This window comes from Saprospiraceae bacterium, from assembly GCA_016713025.1.
Classification (GTDB): Bacteria; Bacteroidota; Bacteroidia; order Chitinophagales; family Saprospiraceae; genus OLB9.
This window is the reverse complement of record JADJPZ010000004.1, coordinates 780414-802261: the sequence shown is the minus strand read 5'-3', so window position 1 is coordinate 802261 and position 21848 is coordinate 780414. Positions and strand designations below refer to the sequence as shown.

General features: G+C 37.6%; 17 protein-coding genes and 3 pseudogenes. 10 read left to right on the top strand and 10 right to left on the bottom strand.

Annotation, left to right across the window (positions count from 1 at the left end):
- Positions 1 to 37: 37 nt before the first annotated feature.
- From IPK35_09755 to IPK35_09730, 6 genes and pseudogenes are all read right to left on the bottom strand, one after another.
- On the bottom strand, positions 38 to 1213 hold the full coding sequence (locus IPK35_09755) for a phosphopentomutase (GenBank protein MBK8053535.1): 1176 nt from the start codon (positions 1211 to 1213) through the stop codon (positions 38 to 40).
- Between the two features lie 214 nt (positions 1214 to 1427).
- Complete coding sequence (trxA, locus tag IPK35_09750; GenBank protein MBK8053534.1) at positions 1428 to 1742, bottom strand: thioredoxin; 315 nt, start codon at positions 1740 to 1742, stop codon at positions 1428 to 1430.
- Between the two features lie 68 nt (positions 1743 to 1810).
- Positions 1811 to 2069, bottom strand: a pseudogene (locus tag IPK35_09745) (DUF2892 domain-containing protein).
- Between the two features lie 88 nt (positions 2070 to 2157).
- Complete coding sequence (locus IPK35_09740) at positions 2158 to 2754, bottom strand: Crp/Fnr family transcriptional regulator (protein MBK8053533.1); 597 nt, start codon at positions 2752 to 2754, stop codon at positions 2158 to 2160.
- A 32-nt stretch (positions 2755 to 2786) separates the two neighbouring features.
- Positions 2787 to 3605 carry a ZIP family metal transporter gene (locus tag IPK35_09735; GenBank protein MBK8053532.1) on the bottom strand — a complete coding sequence of 273 codons (819 nt, stop codon included), beginning with the start codon at positions 3603 to 3605 and terminating at the stop codon, positions 2787 to 2789.
- Positions 3606 to 3874: 269 nt separating this feature from the next.
- Positions 3875 to 4744 (bottom strand): sigma-70 family RNA polymerase sigma factor, encoded by an 870-nt coding sequence (locus IPK35_09730; protein MBK8053531.1) that lies wholly within the window; start codon positions 4742 to 4744, stop codon positions 3875 to 3877.
- 258 nt (positions 4745 to 5002) lie between these two features.
- Here IPK35_09730 and IPK35_09725 point away from each other — a divergent pair, with 258 nt between their 5' ends.
- From IPK35_09725 to IPK35_09710, 4 genes and pseudogenes are all read left to right on the top strand, one after another.
- Positions 5003 to 5383: an activator of HSP90 ATPase 1 family protein gene (locus IPK35_09725; protein ID MBK8053530.1), complete on the top strand. Its 381-nt coding sequence runs from the start codon at positions 5003 to 5005 to the stop codon at positions 5381 to 5383.
- 19 nt (positions 5384 to 5402) lie between these two features.
- Positions 5403 to 6574: pseudogene (locus IPK35_09720) on the top strand (class I SAM-dependent RNA methyltransferase).
- Complete coding sequence (locus tag IPK35_09715) at positions 6564 to 6881, top strand: hypothetical protein (protein ID MBK8053529.1); 318 nt, start codon at positions 6564 to 6566, stop codon at positions 6879 to 6881. The pseudogene IPK35_09720 and the gene IPK35_09715 overlap by 11 nt, the downstream one beginning before the upstream one ends.
- Positions 6882 to 6921: 40 nt before the next feature.
- Entirely contained in the window at positions 6922 to 7512 is a 591-nt protein-coding gene (locus IPK35_09710) for a hypothetical protein (protein ID MBK8053528.1), read from the top strand.
- 9 nt (positions 7513 to 7521) lie between these two features.
- Here the strand turns inward: IPK35_09710 and bshB1 are convergent.
- Both bshB1 and IPK35_09700 read right to left on the bottom strand, forming a co-directional pair.
- Positions 7522 to 8243, bottom strand: a pseudogene (gene bshB1 / locus IPK35_09705) (bacillithiol biosynthesis deacetylase BshB1).
- Positions 8244 to 8260: 17 nt separating this feature from the next.
- The gene (locus tag IPK35_09700) at positions 8261 to 9316 is read right to left on the bottom strand and encodes a ketoacyl-ACP synthase III (protein MBK8053527.1); all 1056 of its coding nucleotides are present in this window, start codon (positions 9314 to 9316) and stop codon (positions 8261 to 8263) included.
- A 206-nt stretch (positions 9317 to 9522) separates the two neighbouring features.
- Between IPK35_09700 and IPK35_09695 the strand changes: the two genes are divergently transcribed.
- The 4 genes from IPK35_09695 (at position 9523) to IPK35_09680 (ending at position 15239) form a co-directional block, all read left to right on the top strand.
- Positions 9523 to 9819, top strand: a complete 297-nt coding sequence (locus IPK35_09695; protein MBK8053526.1) for a hypothetical protein — start codon at positions 9523 to 9525, stop codon at positions 9817 to 9819.
- A 109-nt stretch (positions 9820 to 9928) separates the two neighbouring features.
- Positions 9929 to 12166 carry a T9SS type A sorting domain-containing protein gene (locus IPK35_09690; GenBank protein ID MBK8053525.1) on the top strand — a complete coding sequence of 746 codons (2238 nt, stop codon included), beginning with the start codon at positions 9929 to 9931 and terminating at the stop codon, positions 12164 to 12166.
- A gap of 76 nt (positions 12167 to 12242) precedes the next feature.
- On the top strand, positions 12243 to 14912 hold the full coding sequence (locus tag IPK35_09685) for a glycogen debranching protein (GenBank protein MBK8053524.1): 2670 nt from the start codon (positions 12243 to 12245) through the stop codon (positions 14910 to 14912).
- Positions 14913 to 14957: 45 nt separating this feature from the next.
- On the top strand, positions 14958 to 15239 hold the full coding sequence (locus IPK35_09680; GenBank protein ID MBK8053523.1) for a 4a-hydroxytetrahydrobiopterin dehydratase: 282 nt from the start codon (positions 14958 to 14960) through the stop codon (positions 15237 to 15239).
- A gap of 27 nt (positions 15240 to 15266) precedes the next feature.
- On the opposite strand, the gene IPK35_09675 is transcribed toward IPK35_09680, so the two are convergent.
- Together IPK35_09675 and IPK35_09670 are read right to left on the bottom strand one after the other, a co-directional pair.
- The gene (locus IPK35_09675) at positions 15267 to 15953 is read right to left on the bottom strand and encodes a response regulator transcription factor (GenBank protein ID MBK8053522.1); all 687 of its coding nucleotides are present in this window, start codon (positions 15951 to 15953) and stop codon (positions 15267 to 15269) included.
- Positions 15950 to 17593 (bottom strand): HAMP domain-containing histidine kinase, encoded by a 1644-nt coding sequence (locus IPK35_09670; GenBank protein MBK8053521.1) that lies wholly within the window; start codon positions 17591 to 17593, stop codon positions 15950 to 15952. The genes IPK35_09675 and IPK35_09670 overlap by 4 nt, the downstream gene beginning before the upstream one ends.
- A 162-nt stretch (positions 17594 to 17755) precedes the next feature.
- On the opposite strand from IPK35_09670, the gene IPK35_09665 reads away from it, so the two are divergent.
- Positions 17756 to 18409: a GLPGLI family protein gene (locus IPK35_09665; GenBank protein ID MBK8053520.1), complete on the top strand. Its 654-nt coding sequence runs from the start codon at positions 17756 to 17758 to the stop codon at positions 18407 to 18409.
- A gap of 278 nt (positions 18410 to 18687) precedes the next feature.
- A complete protein-coding gene (locus IPK35_09660; protein ID MBK8053519.1) occupies positions 18688 to 21456 on the top strand; it encodes an outer membrane beta-barrel protein in 2769 nt (922 codons plus the stop codon).
- Positions 21457 to 21848: the final 392 nt, after the last annotated feature.

Sequence of the window (21848 nt, the reverse complement as noted above, 5' to 3'; positions counted from 1 at the left end):
TTTTATAATTGGGTTACGGATTTCTGATGTGTGAAACCTACGTCAAATAAATTATATCTTTAAAACTCAATCCTACTGTCTCAAATTCTATGCCTAAAATATCAGCGATAGTGCCGGCAATATCTGCAAATGAATTTCTCACTCCAAAATTTATCCCAGGTTTTATACTTTTACCGTATACGATGACAGGTATATATTCTCTTGTATGATCTGAGCCAGACCACGTGGGGTCATTGCCGTGGTCTGCCGTGATGATCAAAACATCATCATCAAACATCGACCCCATGATGTCCGGAAGGCACTTATCAAACTCTTCAAGGCAAGCTGCATATCCAGATACATCCCTTCTATGACCGTAGATCATGTCAAAATCTACAAGATTGGTAAAAATAAGACCTTCTGATTTTTTAGTTATGGAGTTTATGGTGGTAATGATACCTTCATGATTATTGGCTGTTTTGATGGATTGGGTTACATTTTTACCAGCAAAAATATCATAAATCTTTCCGATACCCAGGACTGTCTTACCATCCTTTTCGACAGCTGTGAGAAGGTTGTCTGGTGGAAGTACCGCAAAGTCTTTCCGGTTGTTTGTTCTTGTGTATCTTCCAGAACTGCCAATAAATGGCCGGGCTATCACCCTTCCAACCTTCAAGTCTCCTGTCAGCATCTTTCTTGCAATACTACATATTTCATACTGCTTCGCGATAGGAATGATGTCTTCGTGCATAGCAATTTGAAAAACACTGTCTGCAGATGTATAAACAATAGGATATCCTGTCTCTATATGTTTATCTCCAAGATCATTGATAATGACAGTTCCGGAAGCAGCGTAATTCCCCAAGGTTTGGATGCCTATAGCTTTTTCAAATGCAGCAATAAACGACTCCGGAAAGCCATCTACAAATGTGGGGAAAGGCACAGATAGTACTGACCCGGCAATTTCCCAATGTCCGGTAGTAGTATCTTTACCTGATGAAACTTCCGCAGCTTTACCATATGCCCCTATAGGTTTCGCTGTTTTAATTAATGCATTTTTTTCATCAATATTGCCTAAACCAAGCTGGATTAAATGGGGTATGTGAAGATTGGAAACCTTTGCTGCAATATGTCCCAACGTGTTGCTGCCCTCGTCTCCATATGCCTTTGCATCAGGTAGTGCACCTATCCCTACACTATCCAATACTATCAATATGACTCTTTTTACTTTCATTTATAAGGTACTAAAAGGTAACAAAGGTACTATAAATCCCTGTTAATTTGTGAAGTTGATATTTCAAAAATACAATTTCACTACTAAAAATAAATGTACGATTTGAAAAAAAAGAAAAAGTAAATATGAATTGAAATGATTCCTGTTCTTATGAAAAAAAAAATCTTTGCCATGTAAATGACAAAGATCTTTTATTCCCTGAATTAAGGGTATGTTATAAATGTGCAGCTAATTTTGCTTCCAAAGCTGCTTTGGTAGTGACTCCTACCTGCTTATCTACGACCTGACCATCTTTAATTATCAAAATGGTCGGTATGCTTCTTATGCCGTATTTCATTGAGATCTCAGGATTTCCGTCAACATTGACTCTGCCAATAGTAGCTTTACCCTCATATTGAGTGGATAAATCATCGATAATAGGTCCAATGAGGCGACAGGGGCCACACCATTCTGCCCAAAAATCTACTACTGATACACCACCTGCTAAGGCTGATTCCTGAAAATTAGTGTCTGTAAATTGAAATGCCATATTAATTGTCAAATTTTAGTTTAAATATTTTATTTTTTCAATAAGACTATTAACACGACATATTTACATTAAATTACGCAATTATTTAGAAAAATTTTTAATAATTTTCTAACAGAATATCGGATATATTTCTTGCAGGTATTTATTCCCAAGAGAGGATAGAGCGGACAGAAACTTATCAGGCTTGTCAACGCAAAAACTATTGCCAGGATACCGAGTACTATTCCTAGAGTACCGCTGATGGTGCCGTTATAATATAAAAAAAGCAATTACAGCTGCAAGTCCGAGTCTGATGATTTTATCAGTGCCTCCCATATTTTTTGTCATGATTCAAAAGAATTTAAATGGTTAATAAATGATTTCAAATACAAATTTAGACATTTAGTACTCTTAATTCTTGTGACAATTATCACAACTAAAGAATTTTTATAAAATTTTTTTCAATTTTGATATATTGTTCTGTTTCAAGCTTTTTGATGATGCGCGTCACCACTTCCCGGGATGTACCCAAATCTGATGAAATCTCTTTATGTGTGACTCTAACTCCTTCGTTACCCGATATTTTAGATCTTTCGCTCAGGTATTTAAGTATCCTTGTGTCCAATTTTTCAAAAACTACCTGTCTGAGTGTTTCAAGCAGATCATCATACTTGTGTTGATAGTATTTTAGATAAAAATGATTGAATTCAGGAAATTTTTTAGTCCACTTCAATACATCTTCGCCTGGCAAAGTCAGGATAGTGGTAGTGTCTTCGGTTATAGCGCAAATCTTACTTACATCATTATTTAGTAATGCTGAAAATGACATGATACAACTTTCATTTTCTTTGATATAATAAAGAAGAAATTCCTTTTCGTCTCCGTAAGCAAAAACTTTGACTCTTCCTGAAAGTACTATAGGCAATACCTTTACATACTGTCCCAATCGAAGTATCTGAGTACCTGCAGGAACATCTATTATTTTTGATTTTGTGTAGATTTCGTTAATGAGTTCATCACTGAACAATTTCAATTTTTGCCTTAAACTATTTTTATCCCGTTCTATCATCCCAAAGCTACATCTAATGTCATCATAATGATAAACCCTAATATAAACCCAAGGGTAGCGATATCCGTATTATTGGCCAATTGTGTTTCGGGAATCACCTCTTCAACTACTACAAAAATCATAGCTCCCGCAGCAAATGCCAAAGCATATGGCAATATAGGAATAAAAAAATGAACTGCTAAAGCGCCGATTACAGCCGCAACAGGTTCAACCAATGCAGAAGATTGCCCATAAAGGAAACTCTTGGAATTTGACATGCCCATACGTTTCAATGGCATGGAGACAGCTATACCTTCAGGAAAGTTTTGAATTCCAATACCCAAGGCCAGAATGACAGCAGCTGTGATTGATGTTTCAGGTATACCTGCAGCAACACCACCAAACAATACTCCTATGGCGAGTCCTTCCGGAATATTGTGCAATGTGATGGCCAGAACAAGCAGAGTGGTCTTTTGCCAGGGAGATTTCACTCCCTCTGATTCCTTAAAATTGATATGTAAGTGCGGTAAAGTCTTATCTAAACTAAAGATAAAAAGAGCTCCCAGAAAAAAACCAATTGAAGATGGCATCACTTTGACAAATCCTTCGCCGGGACTCATTTCAATGGCAGGCGCAAGCAGGCTCCAAAAACTGGCGGCAACCATCACACCACCTGTAAAACCCAAAGTGCCATCCAAAAAGGTTCTATTCATGGTTCTAAAAAAAAATACACAAGACGCTCCTAAAGCAGTCAAAGCCCATGTAAACAAAGTGGCCAAAAATGCTCCCTGAACGGGGGATATACTTTCGAAATATAATATGATATTATCCAACACCTGAATTTAGACATTTTGAACACAGCAAATTTAATCTAAATATTGAGTAAATGTCAAATGCTCAATTGTATATTTTAAATAAAAGAATTGATACAGCTGTATTCTTCTTTGAATAAAGTATTTAAATATTTGGAAAACAAGATTATAAGTGTGTGTTTGACCAATTGATTTTCACAATGATCATTTGGAAAAATCCAATGAATAATTTCGAATTAGAAGATCGAAAAATTATCCAGTCGTCCATTCATGATTACAGACGGGCTATGTCATTATGCTCCCAAATAGTTTTTCAACAATTTGCTTCTGTTGACTGATCTTAGCTTATTGATGGCTTTATCTTTGATTTGACGAACTCTTTCTCTGGTAAGTCCGAATTTATCACCGATATCTTCAAGCGACATAGGATGTTCTATTCCTATACCAAAATATAATTTTATAACATCTGCCTGCCTGTCTGTCAGCGTATTGAGTGACCGTTCGATCTCTCTTCTCAATGATTCTTTATATTCCAGCGCTGAATCCGTATCCGGAGTACTGTTATTTTCCAGCACATCGAGTAGTGAGTTGTCTTCCCCATCGATAAAAGGTGCATCCATAGAAACATGTCTCGCGGCTACACCCAATGTAGTTTCTACTTCTTCAGTAGGTATTTCCAGCAATTCAGCTAGCTCTTCCGGAGAAGGTTCTCTTTCAAACTCTTGCTCGAGTTCAGAAAATGCTCTGTTTATTTTATTTAATGACCCCACTTTATTGAGCGGTAGCCTCACGATTCTGGATTGCTCTGCAAGGGCCTGAAGGATAGACTGGCGAATCCACCAAACAGCATAAGATATAAATTTAAATCCACGGGTTTCGTCAAATCTCTGTGCTGCTTTGATTAATCCTAAATTGCCTTCATTGATAAGATCACTTAGCGATAAGCCCTGATTTTGATATTGTTTAGCTACCGAAACCACAAAACGCAGATTGGCTTTAGTCAGTCTTTCTAATGCTTCCTGATCCCCTTCCTTAATTTTCTGTGCGAGATCAACTTCTTCTTCAGGAGTCAATAGGTCGACTTTACCGATTTCCTGTAGATATTTTTCAAGAGACTGACTCTCTCTGTTAGTAATTGACTTTGTTATTTTTAACTGTCTCATTATGAGTATTTAATACACTTGTGAGTAAGGATTTTTAAAAAGAGCCGCAAAGATAACATTATTTTCACTTTTCTTGATATCAATTTTGACTATTATAGAAAATAATAACATTGCTTAAGAAAAAATAGTTTTTAAAACAAGATGTATAAGACAATAATAATTAATTATTTGCAAAAAAAGTTCTTTTGTTTTGACAATTGGAAAATTTATTTTTTATTGCGCCTTTATTTAAAACTATAAAAGAAGTAATTCACCACGATGAAAAGGGAAAGATTGGATATGGAGTTTATTTTCAGGGCGTCACCTACGATAATTTACAATTTTGTGACAACCCCTGCGTGTCTCGTAAGATGGTACTGTATTGAGGTGGATATTACTAATGATGCGTATACTTTTTACTGGCAAGGAAGTAGTGAATCAGCCACCCTCGTAGATGATATCGAAGATGAAAGAGTGCGATTTGTATGGGATGATGCTGATGATCGTAGCGAGTTTCTTGAATTCAGAATGTATAAATCAGACATCACTAATGAAACCATACTCGAGATCACGGACTTTTGCAATGCAGATGAAGTACAGGAAGTCAAAGATCTATGGCATACATTGATGATCGAACTAAAGAAAGAATGTGGAGGATAATATCTAATCCCGTTCAAAAATCCATATATTGAAAATAATAGCTAAAACCCTTGAAAATCTGGAACATGTTCTTGCAACTGAACTGGAGTCTATAGGTGCAGAAGACATTCAAATTCTAAAAAGAGCTGTCACATACCAGGGCGATCTGTCCATTTTATACAAATCCAATCTTCTTTTGAGAACATGCCTTCGGGTATTAGTATTTATCAGGGAATTTTCAATAAAGAATGAAGCTGAATTATACACCGAGATTAAAGATATGCCTTGGGAAGATTACTTAGGAGTTGATGACACTTTTGCCATTGATTCTATAGTCAATTCGGATCAGTTCCGACATGCCAACTATATAGCACTCAAGGCTAAAGATGCCATCGCTGACAGATTCAGAGACAAATATGGAAAAAGACCGAGTGTGGATGTTAAAAGCCCTGATTTAAAAATCAATGTTCATATACGCCAAAACATCGTGACCATAAGTTTGGACAGCAGTGGTTCGTCACTGCATATGCGGGGATATAGAAAAAATCATGTGGATGCACCTTTGAATGAGGTTCTCGCTGCCGGTCTGATCTTGCTTTCAGGGTGGGACAAAAAATCTCCGTTAATAGATCCCATGTGCGGCTCGGGTACGATTCTGTGTGAAGCTGCCATGATAGCATCCAATCGTCCACCTCAGAAATTAGACAGAAATTTCACTTTCATGAAATGGAAAAATTTTAATTCTGAGTTGTACCAACAAGTCTGTAATAATGCCTTAAATGGAATAATTCACACCAACTTGCCACCCATCTCAGGTGAAGATAAGACTAAATCAGCTGTCCAGGCAGCTATGGTCAATATTGCAGAAGCAGGGCTAAGTGATCTGATTAAAATGGAACAAAATGATTTTTTTACCATGATGGTGCACAAAACACTACCTTAATTTTCAACCCGCCCTATGATGCCAGACTAAAAGAGGACGATGTTACAGATTTTTACAAACATATAGGTGACAAACTGAAAATGTCGTTTAAAAATTGTACTGCATGGATTATTTCAGGTCATCTTGATGCTTTGAAGCATGTGGGACTCAGACCTTCATCGAAAAAGGCCCTGCTGAATGGTGAAATTCCATCCTTATTCTGTAAATACGAGATGTACGAGGGAAGTAAAAAAGAAAAATGGAAACAAAGAGTGCCCAATGAAGAATAACAAAAGATGGATACAATGGATCTTTTTTTTGATATGTGTGATGGGTTTTTCACTTGGATATCATGCCAATGCTCAAACTTATCAAAAATATAAAGAAACTGATACAACACATATGAGGGAATGGCTATCGTTTAGACCTCAGATGTCTGCTATCAGCAATACCGGATTTGCAAATGTAAAGTTTAAAGCCGACAACTTACCTTTTTTCTGCAAACTCGAACACAAAATAGAAGTCAGGAGCAGGATTCCATTCCGATTCAGAATAGGAGACCTTAATTATGTTAACATGCTTGAAAATAAAAAATAAAGCATATCTTTGTAGAAGTAAACATAAAATAAAAGTTGATATGAATGCAAACCTCAAACAATTCGCAATTCTGATTTTCACAGTTTCAACTATTTTTCTGGCATGTAATAAACATCCTGAAGTCATATCAGGCTGTACAGACCCACTTGGTGATAATTTTAATGCACAGGCCGCTGTGGATAATTCAACATGTACTTATCAGAAAAGATTTCTTGGGGAGTATAACGGTGAATTTAAATGTAAAGGATCTTTCGCAGCAGTGTTTACTATGGCACAATTGAATGTAACTGAATTGATCAAAAAAGATGAAGTCAATATCATCATAGAATCTACAATTGGACCGCTGCCGGTAATGGGTAAATTGACAAAAGATACCATGTCTGTAGATGCCACCTTGACCAATTTAAAAGTAAAAGTAGGAGATGTTGTCCCGGGAGGCGGAGATGCTCAGGTGTTGGTGGAAGGAAAAGTCAAAACAAAACTTAAAATCAGCACTGATAATAAAATCCTGACAGGTGTCATCACATTGGAACTCACCACTAAGGAGCCAACTACTTTGGGTGGTTTTATTACGATTCCGGCGGGATATAAACTTACAGATGATTGCGATTTTAAGGGTACTAAAAAGTAATCATCAGTATCAAAAAAGATCAAATAAATTATTGACCCCTATCGTCCTTTCGACGGTAAACCCTTCCGCATATTCAGTACCTATATCGCGTGCATATGTCCTGTTTTTTGCTTTGATAAATTCAATGAAGTCATTGCCGGAAATCGGAGTGGAAGGTTCGTCTGAATCCGGATTGAAAAATTGTGAGCTGTAGGCCATGATAGTCTCCAGTTTCTTATCCATATATGCTGAAATGTCCACCACAAGATCAGCTTTAAGATTTCTATCCTGTATGTAATGGTACACAGCCTTTGGTCTCCAGGCATTTTGTTCGATACCATCGCGTCCAGTGGTTTTTATCTTTCTCAAGCCTGAAAAAAACATGCATCACTGATAAGTTTTGAAGCTCTGCCGGGGTCAGGGTGTCTGTCAGAAACAGCATTGCACAATACTATTTCCGGCAGGAAAAGCCGGATGACTTTCGCAATTCTTAAAATGTGATGTTCGTCATGAGTAAAAAATCCATCCGCCATACCCAGATTGACCCTTGGTACCTGATCGCCAAAGATTTTTCTGGCAATTTCTGCTTCTTTTAAACGGAGCGTGCCATTCCCTCTGGTACCCAATTCGCCTTGAGTAAGATCGCATAATGCTATCGAATAGCCGAGATCCAAATGTCGAATCAAGGTTCCCGCAGCACACAACTCTATATCATCAGGATGCACTCCTATAGCAAGGATATCTACTTTCATTTACAAATCTTGCAATTTTACCATCTTATCAGCGCACTGCCCCATGTAAATCCACTCCCAAACGCAGCCAGACATATAAGATCTCCATCTTTGACTCTGCCGTTTTCCCACGCTTCGCTCAATGCGATAGGTATAGAAGCTGCTGTCGTATTTCCGTATTTTTGTATATTATTGATGACTTTTTCATCAGGAAGTCGCATTACTTTTTGAACAAACTGGCTGATACGCAAGTTTGCCTGATGCGGCACAAGAAGATCAATATCTTCAGATGTCAACCCTGTTTTTGCAAGGGCCTCTTTGATCACTTCAGGAAATTTGACAACTGCTGTTTTGAATACCAATTGTCCGGTCATATTCGGTGTAAGGAGATTGTCATCCACCATCTTTTGTGTGACAAATACACCTCCAAGTGTGTCTTGTGGAGGATACCCATATTTTTCTGTACCTAGATGATAACCTCCATGAGATCCAGGGTTGATCATAGCCAATTCCTCAGCATGAGTGCCATCTGAATGCAGGCAAGTGACCAATACGCCTTTGCCTTCATCTTCAGTCGGCTGCAAAACGACGGCACCGGCACCATCTCCAAAAATCACAGTCACTGCCCTACCCTCGTCAGAAAAATCAAGGCCCATTGAATGCATTTCTGAACCAACCAAGAGAATATTTTTATACATTCCTGACCTGATAAACTGATCCGCAACCGAAAGTCCGTACACGAACCCGGAACACTGATTTCGGATATCCAAAGCACCAATTTCCGTTTTTGTAATCCCTAATGCTCTTTGCAATAAAACACCGCAGCCAGGAAAATAATAGTCCGGACTTAATGTGGCAAAAATAATAAAATCAACATCTTCGGGTTGTATACCAGCTCTTTCGATAGCTATTTTTGAAGCTATGACACCCATTGTAGTGGGAGTTTCCTCATGTTTTAGGGCATATCTCCTTTCTTCAATACCCGTCCTTTCTATAATCCATTCATTAGATGTATCCATGTGTTTGGCCAATTCTTCATTTTTGACTATTCTTTCCGGAACATAGTGGCCAATACCCGCAATTTTACTCCTCATATTACTGTTTTGTGACTTTAATTTTTGAAAATTTGTACAAAGTAATTATATTTACAATCAAAAATAAAATTAAAATAAAAAATGTTTTGGAATAATCTATCGACTGATGAAAAAAACCGAACTATTTTACAGTTACTGGTAAAAATGACAAATGCCGACCTCCTCTACAGGATGAAGAATTCAGCTATTTGAAATATTTCTGCAGGTTGGCAAAACTTGAGCCGGAACTCATAAAGACCTACCAAAATACGGAATTTCACCGCAATATCCTTCTGCATCAAAATGAACAGGAAAGAATGAATATATTGTACCATCTCCTGTTTGTGATCAATGCTGATTCAAAAATCAATAGTGATGAAGAGCGATCTATCTTCAAACTGGCATTCAGCTTAGGCTTTAGTGAAAATATCACAAGAGATTTTATTGAGTTAATGAAACTCTATCCTATCAACGAATTACCTAATGATGCTATGCTCTCTGTGATAAGAAAATACAGCAATTGAATTGGAAGCTCTCATGAGTTAGCTTCCAGTCTGATGTTTTGATAAAACTTAATTTAAAACAATCATTTTGGTTTTTTATACGTTTATAGAGTATCAAAAACTTTTTGATATGCCAGGAAAGAGCATTCTGTCTATAGTCACGATTTTTTTAACATTATGTGTTATATTACCATCGAATGGTCAAAATTTTGACAGGCTGGACATCCCTGTATATTCGGGAGGTAAAGAATTGAAATTCCCGTTTACAGGAGGATTGAGAGCCGGGCAGTTTTCCAACATTGATTTCAATAATGACGGAAAAAATGATTTATTTGTATTTGACCGAAATGGCGATCAGGTTTTACCATTTGTAAAAACAGGTGCGGTGGGCACCATAGATTTTAGGTTTGCCCCTGAGTACATTTCCATCTTTCCAACTATGCGGAACTGGGCCTTATTAAGAGATTTTAATGCAGATGGAGTGATGGACGTTTTTACTGCATCCGGCAAATATCCAGGGTGTATTGAAGTATGGCGAGGTTCAAGAGACCAAAGCGGCCGATATACTTTCAGATTGATTACTTTTAATTATGGTTTGCCGGAAATATTGATGTTCCCCATATCCAATAACTATACTCAGATATATGTAAGCTCCATAGATATGCCAGCCATTGCTGACGTGGATGGTGATGGCGACCTGGACATCATATCTTTTGAAGCAGATGGTAGTTATGCTTCGTTTTATAAGAATGTAAGTGTGGAAGAAAAACTAGGGTTGGATTCATTGAAATATATCAGGCAGGATATTTGTTGGGGAAAATTTGCTGAAAACCAATTTAACGAAACAATCTCCTTAAGCTCCAGTGGATTCAGTTGTTCAACCGGACTTACTACCACCAATACCGGCTTGAGACATTCCGGATCATCCATAGCTGTATTTGACAATGATGGCGATGGAGATATGGACATCATCATTGGAGATATAGGAAGTCCTAAACTGACAAGATTGTTTAACGGTGGCAGTCTTGCCAATGCACATATGACAAAGCTTGAAAATAATTTCCCGGTCAGTGATGTCCCCGCAAATCTTGACTATTTTCTTGGGGCATATTATGTAGATGTAGATGCTGACGGAAAGAGAGAACTCATCGTCACACCCAATGAAATCAATTCTGCAGAATCTGAAAATCATGTATGGTTATATAAAAACGCAGGTACTGACAGCGCACCTGATTTCAAGTTTTTTAAGAATAACTTTTTGATAGATGAAATGGCATATTTCAACAGTGCCTCACATCCTGCATTTGGGGATGTCAATGGAGATGGATTGATGGATATCATCATGGGTACAGGAGGTGTCCAACTCAAAAATGGAGCACGAAGAAACAGAATGGCACTTCTACTAAATACCGGAACAACTGCGCAAGCAAAGTACAATATCACTGATGAAGATTACTTGTCTTTTTCAAAATTTGGGGACCAAACGGGCAGATTCGCTCCGGCATTGGGTGACATAGATCAGGATGGAGATGATGATCTTGTGGTCGGAGATGCACGAGGCCAATTATATCTTGCATTCAATACTGCAGGCAAAGGAAAACCAATGACATTTGGTACAGCTCAATACTTTTTCAGTGAAATATTTGTAGGACAGAATGCAAAACCCCAGATAATAGACCTTGATAATGATGGTTTAAAAGACTTAGTCATCGGTGAAAAAAATAATGAACTCAACTTTTTCAAAAATATAGGAACTGCTTCCACTCCAAAATTTAAACCGGAAGCTGAAATCCTCCCTAATACCCGACAAGCTGGCAAAATCCATCCAGCCAATGACTTTCCTACTCAAAATGGAGCACCGTTCTTCTTTAAGTCCGGCAATAAACTCCATATGATCATGGGTACAGAAGATGCAGGTTTCATCACTTACCATGAGATAGAAGGCAATCTCTATTCAGGATTCAAAAAACTCCATGAACTCACCGGTAATATCAAACAAGGCAGGAAAGTTACTTCATCGCTTGCAGATATTGATGGGGATGGATATTATGAAATGGCAGTAGGGAACGAACGTGGCGGACTTGTGTTTTACAATACTACATTTAAGGCAGACACTATATCATCTCTTGGGCAAGTTGTTTTGAATGATGTAAAATTAAATATTTTTCCAAACCCCGCAGGTAATCAGGTATTTATATCATCAGATATAGACTTCCCTGCTATCAGATTGTTTAATATATCAGGAAAAATGGTGGCTGAACTGTCGATTAACGAAGTCAATGACATTTCTCTCATTCCGCAAGGCATCTATTTTATTAAGGCGGATAGTAAACAAGGTAGTCTTGTTAAAAAATTAGTGGTATATTGATCATCATGAAATCATGAAGGATAAAGTTATTTTCATAGCTGCGTTTTGCTTTTCAATTTTGTAATAAATATCATACATGAACAGAATCATCATTTTATTGACCACTATAATAATGGCATCCTGCCAGACAAAAAGAATAATTATGCCATCGGAAATTCTATACTCTTCTGACGCATTTACCCTTAAGAAAGGTGAAGTCATTCAGGGAAACAATCTGTCAAAAGTACATTCATCAGAACATATCAGTTCCAACTACAAGAGTCCGGCAAGTGACACCTACTCCAGGATGGTTAGCTTTAAATTTTCTATCAACGAAAAAGATAATGAACTTCCCTTCGGTGTGGACCATCAGGTAGTGATCGCTGATGATGACCACGAGTCACCCATCTTCAAATTTGGTGAGATGCCTGTCCGCAGCGATGAACGACCTACCACATATCTGAAACCCAATCATTCCTATACTTTCAGAGTTGATATGACTCCTGTGATGGAACAATTTGACCAAAAAGGGTACTACGAAACGCATAATGGAACCAGAATCGCCAAATCAGACTTTAAAGGATTTTATATAGCCGGAGGTTCGGAACCATTGAGTTGGGATTTTGTAGGCTTGAGTGGCAAAGGATTGAAACTCTTGCCATCCGGCGAAAATCACATCTACACTATCACGCTGAATATGAATCCATATTCTTATGACCAGGCAACTGAAGCACACTGGAAAAAAACATGGAATACCCATGACAAACCCACATACAAGTCAGATCAGCCTATCGTGGATGCTCTTTATAATCTGTCCCTTGAAGAAGCCAAAAAAAACATAGAACCCGACAGTACATTGCGCACCGGTGCCAAGTGGAGCGGTGTATGGACCAGAGATATTTCATACAGCATATTTCTGGCATTTGCGTACCACGAGCCTGAAATAGCCAAAATCAGTCTGATGAAAAAAGTCAATAGGGGCAGAATTATTCAGGATACCGGCTCTGGTGGTGCCTGGCCAGTTTCATCAGATCGTACTACCTGGGCACTGGCAGCATGGGAAATTTATAAAGTCACCGGAGATAAAGAATGGCTCAGGCAAACATATGGCATCATAAAAAACAGTCTCGATGATGACTACTTTACTCTCGCGGCACCATCAGGACTGTATAAGGGCGAGTCGTCTTTCCTGGACTGGAGAGAACAAACCTATCCCAAATGGATGAACAATGCAGATATTTACACTTCCGAAAATTTAGGTACAAACGTCGTTCATTATCAGGCCCATAAGATCCTGGCTTCGATGGCATCTGTCCTTGGCGAGCCTGCTGAAATATATGAACAAAGCGCAGAAAGTATAAAAAAAGCCATCAATGCTCAACTGTGGATGCCGGAAAAGGGATATTATGCTCAATTCAGATACGGACGGAAAGAATTAATCAGGTCGGACAGATTTGAAGCACTCGGTGAAGCCCTTGCTATCATATTTGATGTAGCAGATAGTGAACGTGCTGCTCAGATTATCTCCATGTCTCCAATTACAGCTTACGGAGCAAGTTGTATCTATCCACAGATACCAGGCATACCACCGTATCACAACAATGCTGTGTGGCCATTTGTACAGTCATACTGGAATCTCGCCGCCGCCAAAACAGGTAACGAAAAAGCATTAAATCAGGGACTGGCATCCATTTATCGTGCTGGTGGACTATTTCTCTCCAATTATGAAAATTTCGTGGCACACTCAGGTGATTTTAAGGGTACAGAGATCAATTCTGACAGAATGCTGTGGAGTATGGCTGGCAATATCGCAATGGTACACAGAGTATTTATGGGTATGACATTTGGTGTTAATGGCATAAAATTCTGTCCGGTCATTCCTCGTTCCTATGACGGTGTAAAAACGTTGTCAGGATTCAAATACCGAAATGCAACACTCAACATCAAGGTTATTGGTTTTGGTAAAAACATCAGTTCTTTCAAAATAAATGGCCACAAGATGGCAAATGCATACATAGAGTCCACCGCAACAGGCACCATCAACATTGAAATCGAAATGGACAATATTGCTTTCGATCAACAAGGTTTCCACCTTACCCAAAACCACTTTTCTCTTCCTAATCCGGTATTGGTCCGAAATGACAATGAAATTTCCTGGCCGCCAATACCTAATGCTATTCACTACAAAATATACAGAAACGGACAAGAGTGGGCAAAAACAGAAAATAACAGTATAAAAATAAATACCAATGAACCTGCAGAGTTTAGTGTCAGTGCTATAGATACTGAAGGTTATGAATCTTTCATCAGCGAACCATTGCTCATCGCACCTGAAGCAAGTTTGAGCACATTTCAAATGGAACGGTTCGCTCAAAAGTCAAACCGAATGTATTCAGGTCACACAGCAGATGGTTTTGTAGAAATCTCCAATGATCTAAATCAAACGCTGCCAATGAATGTGTCTGTAGACGAAGATGGAAAATATCTGGTTGATTTCAGATATTCCAATGGTTCCGGTCCATGGAATACTGATAACAAGTGTGCTATCAGAAGCTTATATTTGGGTGATAAATATATCGGTTCCTTTGTTTTTCCGCAGAGAGGACAGGAAGAGTGGTCCGATTGGGGATTTTCGAATAGTTTGGTTCTCAATTTAAAAAAAGGCAACAATCAACTCCAATTAAAATTTGAACTCTGGAACAACAATATGAATGTAGGAATCAACAGAGCTATGCTCGACTATATAAGGTTGATAAAGATAGATTAAAAAAATAATAACCAAAGATTTGTTTATACTTTGTAAATAAGATCGATGAATAAATTAAGCGACAAACAAATCCATGAAGGCTTGAAAAAATTAGATTTATGGAATAGGGAAAGTCAATTCATTTGTAAAGATTTTCTATTTAAAGATTTTGTTGAAGCATTTGGCTTCATGACAAAAGTAGCTCTTGTGGCAGAGTCGATAGGTCACCATCCCAATTGGTATAATGTATATAACACCGTCCGTATCAAGTTGAGCACACATGATGCAGGTGGCCTGACAGAAAAGGATTTTTTATTGGCAGGTAAGATCGATGCCCTTAAAAAATAATGGTTTCTCAGATAGCCTACATCTCCATCACTGATCCACCAACCTATATCCTACTGCCTTCAGTGTAAGAATCTGTACTTTTTCATCGTAGCGCAGATATTGCCTGAGTTTTGTGATATACACGTCCAGATTACGTGAATTAAAAAAACTATCATCGCCCCAGAGTGTATCAAGGATGAGTTTTCTGGAAGTCACTTCATTTTTATCCTGACACAACATACCGAGCAGTTGACCTTCTCTGTAGGACAGCCGCTTTGTTTCTGATCCATGAATCAACTCGAGTTTATCAGGAAAAAAAGAAAATGCACCTATCCTGATGCAGTTTTCTTCTTTCGGCATGTTTTGCAGATTTTTTTGTGTCAATTGGAAAATGTTTTTAAGTCTGACGATCAATTCTTCGAGACTGAAAGGTTTTTTGATATAGTCATTGGCTCCTGCTTCAAAGCCCTCGAGCACGTCTTTTGTCTGAATTTTGGCTGTAATAAATATCACAGGTAGATCAGGATAAATCTGTCTGATTTCACCTGCTATTGCAAAACCATCTTTGCCCGGCAACATCACATCCAGCAAACATATATCCGGAATAAAACCGCCGATATGTGCTTCCCATTCGATACCGTCAGCAAAATGAATGACTTCAAAACCCCTACTTTGCAATGATTCCTTTACTATTCGAGCAAGCGATATTTCATCTTCGATATATAGAATTTTCATGAGTGTGTCTTCACTTTAGGAAGTTGAATGATAAAATGATTGCCTTTTTCAGTGGTTTCAAGTTGGATAGTACCTTTGATAGAATTGACAAGTTGTTGCACGATGTACAATCCCAAACCGTGTCCTTTGACATCGTGCACATTGCCATGTGGTATTCTGTAAAACTTTTCGAAGATTTTTTGTTGGTGAGTTGCGTCTATAAGTGTCCCGTTGTCATTTACAGAAATGAAAAGATGTGTATTATTTTCATCCAATTTTATATTGATCAAGGGCTCCGGAGCGTGATTATACTTTATGGCATTATCTATCAGATTGTGCAGGATCATAGTCAATACTTGTTGATTCAACTGGTAATAACTGTCAGTCAATCGATTTTCAAGTCTGTATTGGGTAGATTTCTGATCCAATCTGAGTTTGAATGAATGTAAAACCTCCTCAGTCAGGTTTGGCAAATGTGTATTTTCGTATGGTTGAGTCTGATTGTCCAGATGATTTGTGATCGTAAGAACCTTATCTACAAGATTGCTAAGTTTGAAATTTTCATTTTCTGCTATACGGAGATATTCCTCACGCAGTTGTTTGTCTCCATCTGCTTTAAAATTCTGTAATGCTTCTATTGCCACGCCCATAGTAGCCAAAGGAGTTTTGAGCTCGTGCGTCATATTGCGCAGAAAGTCATCTTTTAGATCAGATAGTTCCTGATTTTTATTATACGAAGAAATAAGATGATAAAAAGCAAAACCCACAGCAATAAAAAGCAACAATGATATGACGAAATCCGGTGCCAACTTAATAAGTAAATACCTTTGATTATTGTCGATATTAAGAAAATACTTCTTCCCTGTTATCAACTCACAATATTCAGGATTCTTACTGTTGCCTCTACTCAATGAATCTTCTGTAATGAAGTGATTTATATGAATGCCGGCTTTCTTAATGTTTTCCTGAAATAAATTTTTCACTAATTTAATATCTGTTATTTGTTGACCGGAAATTGTTGAATCAATTCCGAGTGAGTCGTTTTTTATACTAATTTTCACCTTAACATTGGATCGATTGGCAACAGATACTTGTTTGGGCTTTTGGGTCGCTGGCTGAGGATCATCAATCCAGACCATGTTGTCCGCATTTTTTCCAGAAATGCTATCTACCCTGATAAATGATATTTTACGAGTGAAGTTATTGGCTACATGATTGGTCAATAATAAGGTGTCAAAATTCATGGAGTCCCTGTCACTCATTCTTATTTGGAGCTTCTTCGTGGAATCTCTGTTCAAAGGGTTGCTTTTAGTATCTAAAATGTCTGTAATGGCTTTGCTGCTCAAGGTAATAGCCTTCATTACAGCGGTTTTCGTTGTATCAACCTTGGCGAAAGAAATATTTCTTTTTTCAATTTTGACATCATTCTGGCCCGGCGAATGTCTGTCAAATATTGAAACTCCTCGGAGTTCAATCAACATTTTGTCAAACATCTGACTCTCAGCAGTCTTGAAAGCATTTTCCAAATAAAGTTGTGTCTGGCCTTGCAGATCTTGTGAAGACGTTTTATAATTTTTATATAAATACACAACAAGAAACACTGCCAGCAGAATCATGCTCATCAACATGGGTAAAAGATGTTTGTATCTATGCTGTCGCATGTGACTCATTTTTTACTGCAAAATTAAGAATAAAAACACCCTGTTAACCAGCTTTAACCTTATTTAACCTTACTCCAACATTGATTAACCCATGATGTGAAGCTGGTTTTCTACTTTTGTGACGATAATCATTTATTAAACTCTTTTAAAATTTCACAAATTATGATGAAGCAAATTTTATTTATTATTTTGATGCTCAATGCATTCACTACTTTCAGTCAACAGCGTACTTCCGGAAAAATCATATTTAAAGAAACGGTAAAATTTAAAATTGATGTTGGAGGCGGAAATCCGGAGCTTGCCAAAATGCTACCACCCTCACAATCGATAGACAAGGTTTTGTACTTTAAAGACAGTGAATCCTTGTACAAAAATTATGACAAACCAAAAGATACAGAAATTAATCATGAAGAAGGCAATACCAAATTCCAAATGGTCTTTAAAGTACCTGAATCTACAACTTATATCAACACTGAAAACAAAGATTTGATTCAATCGCAAGATCTGATGGGTAAAGAATTTCTGATCATGGATAAACCCACAGAGTACATATGGAAAATCTCACCTGAACAAAAGAAAATTTTAAATTTTGTCTGCCAAAAAGCCACATTGTCAGACACATCCAAAACCGTCACTGCGTGGTTTACATCACAAATTCCACCATCTGTCGGACCAGGTGGGTATACAGGATTACCAGGTATGATATTGGCAATAGAACAGGACAATGGTGACAGAATGACCCTGGCTACTGCGATAGAAGATTTTCCTCCTTCCTTTGTCTTTGAAAAGCCAACCAAAGGCAAAAAAAGTCAGTAAAAAAGAATTTGAAAAGATTCGTGAAGAAAAAATGAAAGAAATGGGTGTCATAAATGGTAAAGGTACCGGTGTAAAGATGATCATCAGGGAAGAGAAACATTAAAGATTTTGAGTATTCTTAATCTTAAGCTGAAAGGTCAGAAGCAATATTGCTCAGGCTAATTACAAATTTTGTTCTTCATTCATTATGTTATACAATTATCTAATATGTAATTATTTGTATATTTAATATTTATACTCAATAAAACATTGGATAACAATTAAAATAAACCAATAACATGTCAAGATACATCATACTTTTCTCGCTAATACTCATTGCATCATATATGTCAGGGCAAAAAGTAAGTGGCATCATTACTGATGAGCAAAAAAATCCTGTGGAATATGCCACTGTAATCCTGCTCATGGCAAGTGACTCCACTATGGCCGCTTTTGCCAATTCTTCCAGGAAAGGTGAGTATGTCCTTAAAGCGCCAAAATCAGGGAAATATATTGTTCAGATTTCATATTTGGGTTATGAAACCATAGAAATGCCTTTGGAAATAAAGGATGCTGACATTATTATGGATGAAATCCAATTGAAACCCGGATCAAAGATGCTGGATGTCATTGAGATAAAGGATTTTGCAAACCCCATCACTTTCGGAAAAGATACAATACAATACAATGCTTCTGCCTTCAAAATCCAACCCGGTGATATGGTGGAAGACCTGTTAAAAAAGTTGCCGGGTGTAGAAGTACAACGAGACGGATCTGTCAAAGCCCTTGGTGAAAATGTAAAAAATGTTCTGGTAGACGGTAAGGAGTTTTTCGGGAAAGACACCAAAATAGCTACAAAAAATCTGGATGCAGATGCCGTGGATAAAGTTCAGGTTTTCGATCGTAAATCAGACCATACCGAATTTACAGGTATTGATGATGGTAGTAGAGAAAGATCAATCAACCTTAAATTAAAGGAAGATAAAAAAGTGGGTTACTTTGGCACAGCAGAAGCATCAGCCGGAACAAAAGAAAGATTCAAAGCCAGGGCTAACATCAACCGTTTTAAACCAGGAGTACGAACTTCTTTTATCGGCATGGCCAACAATATCAATGAGCAAAACTTTTCGTTCAATGAATACATCGATTTTATGGGTGGAATCGGTGCCATGCTGGGTGGCGGCGGTGGAGGCAGATTTACCCTAAATATGGATGATATGGGTGGGCTACCCATCAACCCAGGTGGCAATCAGGGCATCCAGAAATCAATTGCAGGCGGGCTCAATTTCAACAAAGATTTTTCATCGTCAACTACTCTTGAGTTTTCAGGCTTTGGCAACCATTTTAACAATAACTTGATCAGAAATTCTATCAGGGAAAATCTTCTTCCGGAGAGAAAATTTTTTACTACCTCTGATGAAAACCAGCAGTCCGACAACACTTCCGGGAGTTTTACATTGAGATTTAAAACCAAGGTAGACTCCACACAAAATCTTGTCATCAGAGCCAATGGTTCTTTAGGTAATAATGGATTGATTTCAAATGAATGGAATAGCCTTCAGAACGCATTACGAATAAAACAAAATGACAACACCAACGACTTTTTGCGAAATGGAAATAATCACAATCTGTCCGGAAACATCCTGTGGCAAATAAAATCGGCAAAACCCGGCAGAGTCTGGAGTCTTAACGCTTCAGGTGGCAACGCTCACAATAGCTCCAATGCAGATTTGAACACCCTTTATAATTTTTATTTTCCGCAGACTATAGTCAATAAATTGATCCAGAATCAAACCGGACTAAATGATGGATTGAATTACAAGGCTGAAGCATCATGGACGGAACCTCTAAAAAGAAAGAGATACATAGAATTTAAAACATCCATCGCCAATAACACAAATAAAACCAGTAGTGATTATTTCGACATCATCAATGACAACCCTGTAAGGAATCTCCTGTTGTCCAACAACTTTCAAAGAGACTATGTACAGCGAAATGCCGGTACAAACTTTATCTTCAGCGGTGAAAAATACAACCTGACAGTTGGAGCCAGATATAAAAACTCCACTTTGACAGGTATCATCAATGAAAATCCGCAAAAGATCAAAAACAATTTTAATGCAATACTGCCCAATGCCTTTTACACTTTCAGGTTTGGTCTTTCTGAAAATCTGAATTTTAATTATTTCAGCGAACTCAACGAACCTACTTTGCAACAACTTCAACCTGTGGTCAATAATACTAACCCTCTTTCTGTTTATATAGGAAATCCATCATTAAGACCTGAGCAAATGCACAATATGAATCTCTCATATATGAGATACGATGCTTTTAATTTTACTATGTTATATGCTAATCTACAGACCAATTATACCCATAATAAAATTTCAGAAGCACTCACCATAGACAGTTCATTAGTGAGATATTACACGCCTGAAAATATCAAAAATGAAATCACTACTTCAAGCAGACTTGAATATGAGACTCCTATCCGACCATTGAAGTTAAAAACCCGACTTGTGTTGAAAGGCAACTACAATCAGGGCTACTCTATCATCAATGAGGTAGCCAATCCTGTGAAAAGATATGGCTATGGGTACAATTTTTCTATAGAAAACCGCAATAAAAATGTATTGGACATCCTCGGTGGATATAAAATCAATAATTCTGACTCCCGTTTTGCATCTGATAAAAACCTCAATCAGTCATACTCAGAAAAAACATGGTATGCTGAGCTGGGATTGAATATCAAGGATTGGGTAAATATTAAATCCAGATTTGATTATTTAACTATAAAACCTTCTTTCTCCGAATCATCCACTTCATATCCCTTATGGACAGCAAGTATTACTTCTTACATCACAAAGGATAAAAGATTAAGGACCACTTTGAGCTGTTTTGACATCCTAAACCAAAATCAAGGCATCAGAACATCATCCAATCTCAACTATACAGACATCACTGTCAGCAACGTACTCAGCCGATATTTTATGTTAGGAATTGCATACAATATCAAGGGATTTCAGAAAAAAAGTGGGGTAGAAATTCAAATGAGTGGTGAAAGGTGATCTTGATTTTAAATTATTTCAAATTGAATGATCCGGTCTGATACCAGATCGAAATTGGTCCAACTTTAAAAAATCACACAAAGTCTTGTTATATTGTTAAAATAAAAATTGACTAAAATTCTATCAGTCAGATAAGCTTTAACCTAAATATCTAAAATGAGATTCGTAGTGAGAGCTTCAAATACAAGAAAATCTACACTTTTAGCGACAAATCATACTGTGTGCAGCTATGCTGTAGTCACCACTACAGCATAGCTGCACACAGTATGGTGCATGACTGAACGGTGCGACAGCAAAATTGAGTGGGAGCTCAATTTAGTGAAGGAACCGTCAGCATGTTGTTTCATAGGTCAGAATACAGTATTTGGATGTCGAAATAGATTATCATTTTA